9 protein-coding genes and 2 tRNA genes are annotated in these 15,593 nt (G+C 32.2%); 8 read left to right on the top strand and 3 right to left on the bottom strand.

The window, feature by feature from the left end:
* Positions 1-130 precede the first annotated feature (130 nt).
* Positions 131-3,400 (bottom strand): PAS domain S-box protein, encoded by a 3,270-nt coding sequence (locus EMN46_RS09965; protein WP_195715237.1) that lies wholly within the window; start codon positions 3,398-3,400, stop codon positions 131-133.
* A 525-nt stretch (positions 3,401-3,925) separates the two neighbouring features.
* On the opposite strand from EMN46_RS09965, the gene rbr reads away from it, so the two are divergent.
* On the top strand, positions 3,926-4,498 hold the full coding sequence (gene rbr / locus EMN46_RS09960) for a rubrerythrin (protein WP_154200656.1): 573 nt from the start codon (positions 3,926-3,928) through the stop codon (positions 4,496-4,498).
* A 41-nt stretch (positions 4,499-4,539) separates the two neighbouring features.
* Here the strand turns inward: rbr and trmD are convergent, their stop codons facing one another.
* Positions 4,540-5,220, bottom strand: a complete 681-nt coding sequence (trmD, locus tag EMN46_RS09955) for a tRNA (guanosine(37)-N1)-methyltransferase TrmD (RefSeq protein ID WP_154200655.1) — start codon at positions 5,218-5,220, stop codon at positions 4,540-4,542.
* 307 nt (positions 5,221-5,527) lie between these two features.
* On the opposite strand from trmD, the gene EMN46_RS09950 reads away from it, so the two are divergent.
* From EMN46_RS09950 to yidC, 3 genes are all read left to right on the top strand, one after another.
* Positions 5,528-7,426 carry a DUF349 domain-containing protein gene (locus EMN46_RS09950; RefSeq protein ID WP_154200654.1) on the top strand — a complete coding sequence of 633 codons (1,899 nt, stop codon included), beginning with the start codon at positions 5,528-5,530 and terminating at the stop codon, positions 7,424-7,426.
* A 191-nt stretch (positions 7,427-7,617) separates the two neighbouring features.
* Positions 7,618-9,222, top strand: a complete 1,605-nt coding sequence (locus tag EMN46_RS09945) for a CTP synthase (protein WP_368667518.1) — start codon at positions 7,618-7,620, stop codon at positions 9,220-9,222.
* An 88-nt stretch (positions 9,223-9,310) separates the two neighbouring features.
* The gene (yidC, locus tag EMN46_RS09940; RefSeq protein ID WP_154200653.1) at positions 9,311-11,164 is read left to right on the top strand and encodes a membrane protein insertase YidC; all 1,854 of its coding nucleotides are present in this window, start codon (positions 9,311-9,313) and stop codon (positions 11,162-11,164) included.
* A gap of 282 nt (positions 11,165-11,446) precedes the next feature.
* On the opposite strand, the gene EMN46_RS09935 is transcribed toward yidC, so the two are convergent.
* Entirely contained in the window at positions 11,447-12,622 is a 1,176-nt protein-coding gene (locus tag EMN46_RS09935) for an MFS transporter (protein ID WP_154200652.1), read from the bottom strand.
* 226 nt (positions 12,623-12,848) lie between these two features.
* Between EMN46_RS09935 and EMN46_RS09930 the strand changes: the two genes are divergently transcribed.
* The 4 genes from EMN46_RS09930 to EMN46_RS09915 all read left to right on the top strand — a co-directional run bounded on the left by EMN46_RS09930 (position 12,849) and on the right by EMN46_RS09915 (position 15,421).
* Positions 12,849-12,923, top strand: a tRNA-Arg gene (locus tag EMN46_RS09930).
* A gap of 33 nt (positions 12,924-12,956) precedes the next feature.
* Positions 12,957-13,031, top strand: a tRNA-Arg gene (locus EMN46_RS09925).
* Between the two features lie 394 nt (positions 13,032-13,425).
* Positions 13,426-14,775 carry an AAA family ATPase gene (locus EMN46_RS09920; RefSeq protein WP_154200651.1) on the top strand — a complete coding sequence of 450 codons (1,350 nt, stop codon included), beginning with the start codon at positions 13,426-13,428 and terminating at the stop codon, positions 14,773-14,775.
* Positions 14,768-15,421, top strand: coding sequence for an HNH endonuclease (locus EMN46_RS09915; protein ID WP_154200650.1), 654 nt, complete (start codon positions 14,768-14,770; stop codon positions 15,419-15,421). Before EMN46_RS09920 ends, EMN46_RS09915 begins: the two co-directional genes overlap by 8 nt.
* Positions 15,422-15,593: the final 172 nt, after the last annotated feature.

Below are 15,593 nucleotides of genomic sequence, written 5' to 3'. Positions count from 1 at the left end.
ATACCCTTTAAAACATGTAAGGTCTAGAAAGAAAATCCCCGTAAATAAAACTTACGAGTAATTAACTCATAATCAATAGATTTAAAATAGATTAAGCTCTATATATTATTGATTTATAAACATTGAAAGATTAAAAAACCTCTTGTTTGTTCACGTATTTAATAATCATTAGCTTCAATTTATTTGAGTCTATGGGTTTCGACATATAGTCATGGCAACCAGCTGCAATTGCTTTTTCTTTATCGCCATTAAGAGCAAAAGCCGTTTGTGCAATTATAATAACATCTTTATTAAACTTACGTATTTCTCTGGTGGCTTCATAACCGTCCATTTCTGGCAACTGAATATCCATTAAAACCAAATTGATGTCGGGATTATTCCGACAAGCTTCCACCGCCTCCGTTCCAGTTCTCACACTAATAATTTCTTTTCCGAATTTGTGAGCAGTAATAGAAATAAGCTTTTCTGATATTTCATCGTCCTCAACAATTAATATTTTCAAGTTGTTAATCGAGCTCTCTACCACAGGAGATAAAACTTCATTTTTTGCACAATTTTCTTTTATTACTTCGCTTTTATACGGCAAGTTAAAATAAAAAGTACTTCCTTTTCCTAATTCTGATTTTACCCAAATTTTTCCGCCAAGCATTTCAGCATAAGCTTTTGATATTGCAAGTCCTAAGCCTGAACCGTCAAAAGCCCTTCGATTCCCAATATCAGCCTGTTCAAAACGATTAAAAATTGCATGGATACGGTCTTTAGGAACACCTATTCCTGTATCTGTTACAAAAAACTCAATAAAATTATTTTTTAAGGCATAGCCAAAAGTGATTGAGCCTACTTTAGTGTATTTAATTGCATTTTTAACTAGGTTTGTTAATATACCATGGAGCTTATCTCCATCTGTAATTATGCTTACCTGATTAGGTAACATTGGAGGTTCTAAAGATAAAGTCAATCCTTCCTGTTCTGCTTCGGAAGAATGAAAATTATAAATTTCATTCATAACGCTCTCTATAGAAACCATTGTATTTGAAATGTGTACTTCTCCAGCCTCAATTCTTGAAAGATCAATAATATCATTAATTGTATTGAGTAACCGCTCACTACTTTTGTTAATAATATCTGAGTATAAACTAATTTCAGAACGGCTTAAATTAGGATTATTTAGTAGATCTATAAATCCACGAATACCATTCATTGGGGTACGTATTTCGTGGCTCATATTAGCGAGAAATGCACTCTTAAGCCGATCACTTTCCAACGCTTTATCAAGTGCCTTCTGCAACTCTTTTTCATTGGTTTTTCGTTCAGTAATATCAACACCAACAACAGTAACTATTCCATTTTCATCTGCTTTTGTACTTTGCCATCCCAACCATTTATACGAACCATCTTTACAGAAATAACGATTTTCAAAGAAAGCCTCTTTCTTATCCCCTAGCTCTTTTGAAATTTTATCCAATGTTCGTTGCTTATCATCGGGATGAATAAATTCAACAAATGACTTCGATATAAATTCTTCTATAGAATAACCCAGTAATCGTATCACAGCCTGGCTTGCTTCAATAAAAAAACTCGTATTTAAATGTCTTTTAGCAATAATACTAGGTGATATATTAAAAGTGTTTTGTAAATTTTCTTCACTTCTGCGAAGAGATATCTCTGCTCGTTTCCGTTCTGTTATATCTTCTACAAATGCTGTACTAAACCTAATGTTGCCACTAGCATCTGCAATAGGAATAGCATATAAAGCGACATCAACATCCTCACCATTTTTACGAATATATTTTTTCTCGATGAAAAAACCTGTCGTATCCAAAGAAAACATATCCTGAAAGAGCTTTTTGTTTTTGGGACGGTAATTTGGATGTGTCACATCATAAAAAGAAACTCCCACAAGTTCTTCTGCGCTATAACCCACCATTTTTTCATATGCCGAATTTGTTGTGATGAAATTACCTAAGAGATCAACAGTACATATTCCAATGGGCGATGAATTAATGATTAGATTCAATTTTTCTTCGTTTGCCATTAAGGCTTCTTCAGCTTGCCTTTTAAGAATTGCAATTGAGGCCTGTTTTAGAAATGCCTCTATTAATTGTTTATTCTTAAGCTCAACTATTTCTTCTTTTAAAAATAGAACAACACTTCCAAAAAATTCATTCTTGTTTACTAAATCAATGACGTATATCTCCTTTACTCCTGCAAGCTTTTCTATTGATTTACAAATAAGTTTCGGTATCGTTTTAACCAATAATCCATAAAGACCTTTTTCATAAAGATGCAATTTTCCATCTTTACAATGTATATCTGGATCCTCAGCCTCAATCTTCATTCCTATCGGATTTTTTCCCACTTTATTACTTATGATCTTAAGTAATTTATCTGCTCCTAATATTGAATGAACCGTAGAAAAGCCGGTTTTTGAATCAACAGAATTAACGACAATATATGAGCCTTTACCGGCAAATTCTTTAACCTTCTCTCCAACAAAATCATAAATATTACTGTCTAGTGGAAATTCCACAAACTGCATGGCTGTTTTCGTTAAAAAATCAATATCCTTTTGATGTTTTCTTTCTTTTTCTTCTGACTGTTCCCGTTCTGTAATATCCAGAACTCCGGCAATTGAACCGTCAAAATTACCGTCCTTATCAAATATTGGTGCGGTCTCTAATTCAGTAAAAATTCTCTTACCATTCTTGCAAATAAATTCAAAATGATGTTGTTCTTTTATTCCAATTTGGCATCGCTCTAAATTTTCATTGGCGATCTTAACTACTGCCTCATCCATAAAATCAAAAAGTGATCGCCCATACATTTCTTCGTAAGAATACCCCAACATTCGGGACAAACGTGGATTGACAAAAGTGGTTACATTATTTTTGTCGATAACCCAAATCCCTTCTTGTGACCGATTAACTAATTCACGGTATTTTTTTTCACTGTTAAGCAAATCATTTTCTGTCTGCTTCCCTTCGGTAATATCCGATGATACAATCATGATATAATCGAGTTCTCCCTTATCCTTATAAATTGGTGTTATTGTTGAATGATACCACAAACGATTACCTTCAACATCATGCATTGGAGCATCCAATGTTATTATTTCACCTGTTTCTTTGACCTTACGCAAATTCTCGCATACAATATTTTTTGTCGAATCAGAATAAAAAGATAAAGGGTATTGTTTACCATAAAATGCAGTGATATCATCAATTTTAAGTTGATTAATTCCAGCACTGCTCATATATTGCAGATTAAAATCCAGATCAAGTATTGTAGTACATAAGGGTGATGCCTCAAGCCAAATTTGACTTTTAAGTTCAGCTTTCTCTAATCCAGACACCTTAGCTTCTAATTGATTGATTTTAATTAGTAGCTGCTCTTTTGTCATGATATCTTTATTCATCATACGATTTCCCCTCAAAAAATATTTAGCAAACAATATACAAATTTATACAGACCAATTTCAGATCATCACAATTCTTTTAAGTAGCATAGTATTTATAGGGTAAAATATAAACTGCCATTTATAACTCTAATATTAGCTTTACAAAAGCATAAATACACGAAAACAGTTCATAACGACTAAATAGATTCCACTGATAATAAGCGTATTGGTGAAAATTCACAAAACCCATTGTATCTAAAAACAGGACCAAATTCAGTTCATAAATCTGACTTATACTTTTTTCCAAATTAAATTAAGGTCAAAATTAATCATGAGCTATTTAAAGAACACATATAACTTCATACCATTCTGTAAGTCGAGAGTTCAACTTTCTTCATTAATAAAGGTATAGACTAAAATTTATTTAATATGATTATAAATTACAAAACCAGTTTTAACAATACTTCCATGATTCTAAAAAAAAAGTAATATTTGTATATTAAAAAAACATAACGAAACTCAATAGATATGAGCATTAAAGGAACAGAAACAGAAAAAAATCTTCTAAAATCTTTTGCTGGAGAATCTCAAGCAAGAAGTCGCTACACTTATTTTGCTAAGCAAGCAAAAAAAGAAGGTTACGAGCAAATTGCAGCTTTATTCTTAGAAACTGCTGAACAAGAAATGCAACATGCTAAGCGCTTCTTTAAATTTTTAGAAGGTGGTGAAGTTGAAATAACAGCTACTTATCCTGCTGGATCAATTGCTACTACAATTGAGAACCTAAAGGCAGCAGCTATGGGCGAGAACGAAGAATATACTGATTTATATCCAGAATTTGCAAGAATAGCAGCTGAAGAAGGATTTAAAGAAGTTGCTTCTGCATTTAAAACAATTGCAAAAGTTGAAGAACAACACGAAAAAAGATACTTAAAACTGTTAAAAAATATTGAAGACGGAAAAGTATTCGAAAAAGACGGAAAAGTTGCCTGGTACTGCAGAAATTGTGGTTATGTACATTATGGTACAAAAGCTCCAAAAAACTGTCCTGCTTGTCAACATCCTCAAGCTTACTTTGAAGAAAAAAGTGAAAACTATTAGAAATAAAGAGCTGCAAATTATTCTATTTGCAGCTCTTTTTTTTATTCCTCATTCAATAAATCTGGACGTAATTGCTTCGTTCTTTCATAGGCCTGATCCTCTAGCCAGATTTCAATTTTTTTATGATCTCCCGAAAGTAAAATTTCCGGAACTTTCCATCCTCTAAATTCAGCAGGACGTGTATATAAAGGAGGTGCTAATAAATTATCCTGAAACGAATCTGTTAATGCAGACGTTTCATCTCCCATTGCACCAGGTAACAAACGAACAACACTATCTGTAATAACAGCAGCAGCCAATTCTCCTCCAGTTAAAACAAAATCACCAACAGAAATTTCTTTTGTAATAAAATGATCACGAATACGCTGATCAATTCCTTTATAATGTCCACAAAGGATTATAATATTCTCTTTTAAAGAAAGCGTATTTGCAGATTTCTGATCGTATTTATCTCCATCAGGAGATGTGAAAATAATTTCATCATACGTTCTCTGATCGGTAAGACTTTCTATTGCCTTAACTATTGGTTCCAATCGCATCACCATTCCAGCTCCTCCACTAAAAGCATAGTCGTCAACTTTATTATGCTTATCCTCGGAAAAATCACGAATATTATGAACGTGAATTTCAACCACACCTTTATCTTTTGCTCTTTGAATAATAGAATGCCCCAATGGACTTTCTAATAATTCTGGGACAACAGTTAATATATCAATTCTCATCATTTCTAAATTTTGCTCAAAAATAGGCATCAAGCCTTAGTAAAACAAAAAAATATGAACATTGAAAAATATATTAAATTTATTTTTTGTTTAAAAAGATAAATACAAATCAGTCAGTAAAATACCTCTTACTCCCTAAAAATAAAGCCTTGCGACAACTTATTACATCCTACCAAATAAATATTTTTACTTATTCTTTGATGTTTCATACATTAATACCTAAATTCGTAATACATAGTATTAGAACTCTAATCTCTATATTGTCAATTTTATAGGTTACTTTAGCCTATTTTTCAATAAAAAGCACATGAAAGAACAAGATCTTACGCCCTCACATGAGAATGAAACTGAGCCAAAAGTAGAATTAACAGCTGAAGTTTCTCATGATCAATCAGAAACTCAAATTCAGGAAGAACAAACTGAATCTGATGATAATCCTGATACTGAAAATTTAGAATCAGATTCAAAAACAGAACTCCAGGAAAAACCTGATTATGCTTCGATGGAAAAGCATGAATTAATTCACAGGCTAAAACTGATTCTCGATGTTGAATTAGATAATGATTCTAAAGAAAGAGCGGAAAGTATTAAGGTTCACTTTTACAAAAAACATAATGCTACCATAGAAGAGTTGAAACGAAACTTCGTTAAAGAAGGTGGTAAAGAAGAAGATTTTCATCCTGAAAAAGATGACCAGGAAATCGAAATAAAAGCACTTCTACAAAAATACAGAGATAAGAAAGCTGAAATTCAGAAAAATTTTGAACAACAAAAGGAAAACAACCTGAAACAAAAGCTTTTAATTATTGAAGAACTCAAACAATTAATCAACGGACAAGAGTCATTCGAAAAAACTTTTCACGAATTTAGAGATCTACAAAAAAGGTGGAAAGACTATGGTATGGTACCCTCCCATTCGGTAAAACATTTATGGGAAAATTACCATCATGCTGTTGAGCAATTTTATGACTACAGTAAAATTAATAGAGAATTGCGCGATTTAGATTTACGCAAAAACTATGAAACAAAAACAACTCTTTGTGAAAATGCTGAAAAACTTCTTGAAGAAACATCTGCAATAAAAGCTTTTAACGATCTTCAAAAACTACATGAAAGATGGCGTGAAGTTGGTCCTGTTGATAGAAGCAAAAGAGAAGAATTGTGGAATAGATTTAAAACGGCATCGAACACTATAAATAAAAACCAACAAAATTTCTATAATGCTATTCGCGAAGAGCAAGTGGCTAATCTAGAGAAAAAAACAGCTCTCTGTGTTAAGATAGAAGAAATTGCTTCTGGAAATATTGATACGCATCAAAATTGGAATGAAGCCTCTAAAAAGGTGCTTGATATACAAAAAGAATGGCGTACAATTGGTTTTGCTCCAAAAAAAGATAACAATTCTATATATCAACGCTTCCGTGAAACTTGCGACCTATTTTTTAATCATAAACGCGATTTTTATGTAGAGCACAAAGATAAGTTAAACGAAAACCTGAAGCTGAAAATAGTCCTTTGTGAAAGAGCTGAAGAATTACAAAATAGCACAGATTGGAAGCAAACAACCAATGAGCTAATTAAAATTCAGAAAAAATGGAAAAGTATTGGAAATGTGCCTAGAAAAGTTTCCAATGACATTTGGGATCAATTTAGAAAAGCATGTGATACTTTCTTCGATAGAAAATCAGAACATTTTGGATCTTTAGATTTAAAGCAAACTGAGAATCTCAAACTAAAAAAAGAAGTTATTGAAAAAGTATTAAACTTCACTCCTAGCGAAGACAATGACGAAAATCTAAATACGGTAAAACAATTCCAAAAAGAATGGTCAGCAATTGGTCATGTTCCTTTTAAGAATAAAGAACATATTCAAAATGATTTTGGGAAGGCTATAAATACCTTATACGACAAAATGAATATGGACTCTAGTAATTTGGAAGTTCAAAAATTCAAATTAAAAATTGATTCTATTCTTGAGGGTAGAAAGGTAGAAGATACGCTTATTTATGAACGTAATAAACTCTACAACAAAATTAAACAATTGGAGAGTGATATTATACTTTGGGAAAACAATATGGGTTTCTTTTCTTTATCAGATAAATCAAGTTCGATATTAAAGGAAATGCAAGAAAAAATAAATCAAGGTAAACAGAATCTTACTTTATTAAAGCAAAAAATAAAACTCATTGACGATTTGGCTAAATAACAGTTAATTAGATAATTAAATATCTATTTTAAAATGCCATAAGATCTATAAAAAATAAACATGACACCTCTTTGAAAATTCAGAGAGGTGTTTTTTTCCCTTTAACCGTTTTAAGTTCGGGAAATAGTTTTTCCAAACGCTATATTTTGCCTACTTTTGTGGTTTTAATCAACCATTAAATCATCATACAAGTGTCTGCAACTAAATACATCTTTGTTACTGGAGGAGTAGCCTCATCATTGGGAAAAGGAATTATAGCATCATCATTAGCTAAACTATTACAAGGCAGAGGGTATTCTGTTACAAACCAAAAATTGGATCCCTATTTAAATGTTGATCCAGGAACTTTAAACCCATACGAACATGGTGAGTGTTATGTTACTGACGATGGTGCAGAAACAGATCTAGACTTAGGTCACTACGAGCGTTTCACAAACATGCCAACCTCACAAGCCAATAATGTAACAACAGGTAGAATCTACAAAACTGTTATTAATAAGGAGCGTAAAGGAGACTATTTGGGTAAAACCGTTCAAATTATCCCTCATATTACTGATGAGATTAAACGTAACGTAAAACTATTAGGAACTAAAAATAAATTCGATTTCGTTATTACCGAAATTGGAGGAACTGTTGGTGATATTGAATCACTACCTTATATTGAAGCTGTTCGTCAATTGAAATGGGAATTAGGAAATGATGCTTTAGTTATTCATTTAACACTTGTTCCTTACCTAGCTGCATCAGGCGAATTAAAAACGAAACCAACTCAACACTCTGTTAAAGCTCTATTGGAAACGGGTGTTCAACCAGAAGTATTGGTTTTAAGAACAGAACATGAGCTTTCATCTGACATAAGACGAAAAGTAGCTTTATTCTGTAATGTTGATCCAAGAGCGGTTATCCAATCTATCGATGTGGAAACTATTTATGATGTTCCATTGAAAATGCGTGAAGAGGGACTTGACGCTATTGTTCTTGAGAAACTTGGACTAAGTTCAGAAGGTGAACCAGAACTTAAAGCATGGACTAAATTTTTGGAGAGACATAAAAACCCGAAATCAGAAATAACTATCGGTTTAGTGGGTAAATATGTTGAGCTCAAAGATGCTTACAAGTCTATTGCAGAATCTTTTATTCATGCAGGTGCAGCTAATGAATGTAAGGTTAATATAAAATGGATTCACTCAGAAAAATTAACTCCAGCCAATTACGCTACCGAATTAAAAGACCTTAAAGGTATTTTAGTTGCTCCAGGTTTTGGACATAGAGGTATTGAAGGTAAAATTCTTGCCGTAAAATATGCTCGTGAAAATAACGTTCCTTTCCTAGGAATTTGTTTAGGAATGCAAGTTTCAGTTATTGAATTTGCAAGAAACGTTCTTAAACTTGAGGATGCTGACTCGTTGGAAATGAACCCACAAACTCATAATCCTGTTATCAACCTAATGGAGGAACAAAAGAACGTTACTGAAAAAGGTGGTACAATGCGTTTAGGTGCTTATGAATGTCATTTAAAAGAAGGATCTAATTGTGCAAAAGCATACAAAAAATTAGATATTACAGAACGTCACCGTCACCGTTACGAATTTAATAACGAATATCTTAAACAGTTTGAAGATGCTGGTTTAAAAGCTACAGGTTTTAACACTGAAACAGGTTTGGTAGAAGTTGTTGAAATTCCAGATCACAAATGGTTTGTTGGTGTACAATTCCATCCAGAATATAAGAGTACCGTTATAAACCCACATCCTCTTTTTGTTGAGTTTGTAAGAGTTGCTAAAAGCGATAAATAATATAAAATTATCAATAAGATAGGTTAAAATATAGAACCGTTAACACAAACGGTTCTGATATTAAACTATATAAACTGAAAACGAATAAATGGATAAAAATTCAATTTGGGGATTAGTCATTATTGGAGCCATTTTGATTGGGTATACTTACCTAACCAAACCATCGGCCGAAGAAGTACAGGCTCTAAAAACCCGCGACTCTATTGCTAGAGTTGAAGAAGCACACGATCTAGAATTAGAGACGGAAAAATTAGCTACTCAAAAAACCATTGAGGTTGAAAGGCAAAAAGATCCTGCAAGCCTACAAGAGGCATTTGGTGTATTTTCTTCATCGGCAGCTCAAAAAGAAGAATTTATTACTCTTGAAAATAAACTTGTAAAAATTAAGGTTAGCAACAAAGGGGGACGTATTTACTCTGTTGAGCTTAAAAATTACAAAACTCACGATTCATTACCATTAATCCTTTGGGAAGGTGATAAGAATCGTTTTGGTATGACTTTCGATACTGACGGTAAATCGATAGACACTCAAGATTTATTCTTTACTTCAGATGCTGGTTTTGACAATATTGATGCAAGCTCTAGTCAAAAGGCCTTAAGCATGAAACTTAAGGCTAGTGACGATCAATACCTTGAGTATGTATACACCCTAGCTCCAGATAGCTACATGCTTGACTTTGATATCAAAGCAATTGGTCTTAAAGATATTATTTCTCGAAGCGAAAAAAACCTAACATTCAACTGGCAAGCCGATCTTTATGGTAAAGAAAAAGGTCGTAAGAATGAGGATATGTACTCCGCTCTTTATTTTAAACCCAATGAAGGTGATGTAGATGAATTAAACGTTAGTGGTGAAGATGAAGCATCTGTGGAAGATTTAACGCCAGAAATTAAATGGATTGCTTTTAAGCAACAGTTCTTCTCTTCGGCTCTTATTTCTAAAAACACATTTAAGGTACAGAGCTTGAAATCCGTGGATATGGGTAAAGGTTCTCCTATTATAAAGAATTACGCAGCCGAAATTTTACTCCCTTATAATGGTGAAGTGAAAGAAAGCTACCCTATGAAATTCTATTTTGGTCCTAACAAATACAAAACGCTTCGTAAGTACGGAAAAGACATCCAACTTGAAGGAGTAATCAACTTAGGCTGGGGCATTTTTGGATGGGTTAATAGATACGTTGTAATTGAAGTATTCGATATCCTTGAAAGATTTATAGGTAATTATGGTTTAATTATTTTGATTCTGACTATTCTAATCAAACTGGTTCTGTCTCCTCTAACTTATAAGTCGTACTTATCAACGGCTAAGATGAGAGTCTTGAAGCCTCAAATTGATGAAATAAACGAGAGAATACCAAAAGATAAATCAATGGAGCGTCAGCAAGCTACCATGGCCCTGTATAAGAAAGCTGGGGTAAATCCGATGGGTGGTTGTTTACCAATGGTAGTTCAATTCCCTATTTTGATTGCTTTATTCCGATTTTTCCCTGCATCTTTTGAACTTCGTCAAGAAAGTTTCCTTTGGGCAACAGATTTATCGTCTTATGACTCGATAGTAACTTTACCTTGGGATATTCCTTGGTACGGAGATCATATTTCTTTATTCTGTATTTTGATGGCAATCACCAACTTAGTTTACACTAAGATGAATGGTCAAATGCAATCGTCAAATCAGATGCCAGGTATGCAAGCTATGATGTATATGATGCCAGTTATGTTCCTAGTTTGGTTCAATAATTATGCATCAGGTTTATCGTACTACTACTTTATTGCAACTTTATTTACAATCGTTCAAACTTGGGCAATTCGTAAATGGATGGTTGATGACGATAAGGTATTAGCTATGCTTGAAGCATCGAAGAAAAAGCCAGTTACTAAATCGAAATTTCAAAAACGTTTAGAAGAAGCTGCAAAAATGGCAAACAAGAAAAAGAAATAAGTTAAATCTTATTATCTGAATATAAAAAAAGAGTCTCAAACGAGACTCTTTTTTAATGTCCTAAGCTAGTGAAACCTTCTATATTAAGGAAAGCTAGAATGTCAAACTTAAACCTATAAGCGTCCGTCAAAATCGTTCCTGAAAGATACTGTGATTAAATCAAACATAAATAAGGGTAAAGGAAATTCAGTTTACCCCAACTATAAAGGGAGACTGAATTTCAAACATTCCCTTTTAGAGAACTAATAGGCATCGAAACTATTATCCCGAAAGATTTAAGGCTTACTTTCTCTCTGTTTTAAAGAGAAAGAAGAGCGTAAAACCTCCCAAAAGGAAGATTATACTACCAGCAAAGATTAAGGCCTCTCCAATGCTAAAATGATCACTATACCAACCCAAGAAAGGCGCAATAATGGCAAATAGAATACGAATAATAAAGTTCCGTAGCGATAAAACAGTTGCCCGCATATCAGAACTCGTAATTCGATTGATATAATCCTTAAGAATAGGTGTCGCTATACCTCTTACAATATAGAACCAGAATAGACAAATTATGCCCAACTGAGTAGTCGTTACACCTGAAAAAACAAAACCACTTGAAACTCCAATTAAAATAAATAATGAGGTTCCTATCTTTCCCAAACGACTTTCAATTCGATATGCAAACAAAGCTGTGAAACCAACCGTCAAATTCAGCAAAGTCCAGATAATACCTATTCGACTTACATCCATATCGAACTGTTTTAAATAGGGCTGAACAAACCACGCCAAAGAGAGCGTTGCACAACCAATTATAGACGAATACAAGATATTTAGTCGCAATTCTGAGTTATCCCATAAGGCATATCGAACGATCTTTAAAACGTGTACAAATCCATTTTTAGTTTGATTCTTTTTCTTTTCAACTTCCAACAGCAAGAAAGATGCAGGTACAGCCATAAAGGCGATAAAAATTTGGAATATAAAAGGTGTTCGCAAACTAATTAAGGCAAGACTACCGCCAGCAATACCTGCCAGAGCTTCGGCAAAATTACCAACTGACATCATTCTACTCTCCTGCTTTAAATAAGTACCCTCCTTCTTGTCCTGCAACAAGCTATCGTAAAGCAAAGCTGAATCGGCTCCCGAAATAAAACTTGATCCAATTCCCAAAACAATCTCAGCCAATAAAAATCCATAAAAATCGGAACTAAAGCTATAAACAACAAAACCCAAACATCCCAATATACTACCTAGTATTAATGTTTTCCTCCTACCCCATACATCAGCAAAATATCCCGAAGGAATCTCCATAATAACAACTGCAACCGAATAAAATGCTTTTAGAGTTAAAACATTCTGCATACTAAGTCCGTTCTCTTGATAAAAAAGAACAATAATAGGCATCGTAAGCATAAACCACTTTGCCAACTTAATAATATAGAGTTTGGGAATATTAGAAGAATAGCTTCTAAGCATTAATATTTGTTTTTTTGTGTTCGAAAAAGGTTAAAACATGCGAATTTAGTAAAGGGTTTGACGGAAATAGGCATGTATCTGAAAAAAAAAGATGAAAATATAAAAATAGATATTCTGACAGTTAGATATTTAAGTCAAACTCACCAAAAAGCCTAAGAAAAAGCTCTAAATTATTTGTGTGAGACAATAATTAATCCCTATATTTGCATCGCATTAAAAGAAAAATGGTCCAGTAGCTCAGTTGGATTAGAGCAATAGCCTTCTAAGCTATAGGTCCCAGGTTCGAGCCCTGGCTGGATCACTTAATTTTTTTGCAACAATACATTACAAGGATGGTCCAGTAGCTCAGTTGGATTAGAGCAATAGCCTTCTAAGCTATAGGTCCCAGGTTCGAGCCCTGGCTGGATCACAAAAAGACGATACGAAAGTATCGTCTTTTTTTGTGCCTAAAAATTCCACGTCCTCCTTTTGAAACTGATCCAAAATTGAGTTAAGCATCAACAAGTTTAGTACTCACTTTTATACTGTTTAAATTCTAACTCGTTTCCATATTTATTTAGACTTTAATTATGTACATTTACTTGTTATATAATTAAGCAGAAACTAAATTATTCAAAATAAAACCTGATGCTGCCTGCTGCACCTAAAGAATTGAAACCAAACAGATAGTCTATTTAAATAAAATCTAAAATTTAACAAAAAAACTTATTACTATCAACAATAGAAGAGTTTTTAAATAAATCACACATTATCTTACTTCTGCTAAATGTATTATGCAGTCAAAAAAATAATAGCAAATTATAATGATTCAAGAATACAAAAAGGGAAACAAAATTTATAAATTCATAGATGATTCAGTAAATTATTACGAGAATGTTTTTACTGTACTAGTAGGTAAAAATGGAACAGGTAAAAGTAGACTATTAGGAAATTTAATCAGAAATAATATAAACGAATCTAACAATTATTATCTTAAACAAAAAGAATTAGGTTTCGCATCATGTGGAGAAGGTGTTATCAAAAGCACAAAAAAACCAGCTAAAATAATTGCAGTTTCTACAAGTCCATTTGACAAATTTCCACTCCAAAATTTATATAAGTCTAGAGAATTAAATCAAGACAACTACTGCTATGTAGGTATAAGAGATTTACGACATCACAACTTTAGTTTAGCATTTATGTCTAAAATAATTGGTTCTTTAATGAATATTGCTCACTATAAACAAAACCAATTTTTTAAAATCTCTGATGTGTTAAACTACTTAGGTTATTCTGATAGAATTCATGCAAGTTTTGATGTTCAATTAACACGTCGAAGTTTCGATGAGTTAATTGCAAATAAGAAAATTCCATATGAATTTGAAAAACTATTCGAATTAAGAACTCGATCTAATAATCGTTTTTTTAGAAATGAAAATAATGAGATTGATGTTCATAAAATAGAAAAGATCATTAACATTCTAAATAATTTCGATGATTGGAGAAAGAAAAAATACGAAATAACAATTTCTGTTTTAGGCATAGATAATATATTTGATTATCAAGATTTCAGTTTCTTAGTTGAATCAGGCATGTTAAAACTAAGAAATGTTGGATTAAAGAAATTAGATTCACAAAATGTATTTAGAATAAGTGAAGCCAGTTCAGGTGAACAATGTATTTTCACTACTTTCTTGGGAATTGCTTGTGAAATTCAAGATAACAGCTTGATATTTATTGATGAGCCAGAAATTTCATTGCATCCTTCATGGCAAGAAAAATATATTACTCTTCTAATGACTACATTTCGTAGTTACAAAAACTGCCATTTTATTATTGCAACACATTCTCCTCAGCTAATTTCTAGACTTGATACTGATAACTGTTTTATTTTAAAAATGGATAATTCTGAACTAAAACCAGCAAAAGAATATATCAATCATTCTATAGATTTCCAATTAGCAAGTATTTTTAATGCTCCTGGATATAAAAATGAGTATTTAAATAGATTAGTTTTTTCAATAATGGCTAAAATAGCCAAAACAAAAGTATTTGATCAAGAAGATCTCTCAAATTATAAAATTATAGAATCCCAAATAAGTTTTATGGAAGATAATGACCCCCTAAAAAACTTATTTTATTTGTTAACTGATTTAAAAAGAAAATATGCCTGATATTACCATTCCTGTGCATTTTAATTCTAAGGAGAGTAAAATAATATCAGGAAAGATGAATAATCCCCAATTCACTTATAAAGACTGGGGAGATGAAGATCTACAAGCAATAAGAAAACATATAAGAAATCACTATCGGGATCAATCTGGAATTTGTCCCTATTGTAGGAAAGATATTTCAATTCGTTCAGTATACAATGCAAATATTGAACATATAGTACCAAAATCAATAGCGCGAGGTTTTATGTTTAAACCTAAAAATTTATGTGTTATATGTTGTGATTGTAATGAAATTAAGAGAAATCAAGAAGTTGAAGAAGAAGAAACAAATCCTTTAAGTAGAGTAAAAGAGTATACAAATTATCCAAGCTCTTCAAATTCTTTTAAGATTGTACATCCTCATTTCGATAATTATGATGAACATATTTTAAAGTGTGGTGATATATATATTGATAGATCTAAAAAAGGTAGTTTTACGATTATGACATGTGAATTAAATCGTAAGGCACACAAATATGGAATAGAGACATCATTACTAGAAAAATCCGAATTAATAACTATGATGCATGAGTTTGAATCTACAACTAGCTTTACAAAAGAGATGTCTGTGATAAATAAATTAAGAGAATATTTTATTAGACTATAAGTCATAATTATAGATGAAAGTTTATTGTTGAGAAATATCAAGTAATAAAAATTAAATTAAAAAAACAATCTAATCGATGTAAGGGTTATGGTTTAAGCCTAATTTCAAAATAACGATATTTAATGAATCTTTTAATTTATCAAACACACAGTACCTCAACAAACAAGCTAGT

This window comes from Ancylomarina sp. 16SWW S1-10-2 (genome assembly GCF_009669305.1).
Lineage (GTDB): Bacteria > Bacteroidota > Bacteroidia > Bacteroidales > Marinifilaceae > Ancylomarina.
The sequence above is the reverse complement of the archived record's forward strand: the minus strand, read 5'-3'. Positions and strand labels throughout refer to the sequence as shown.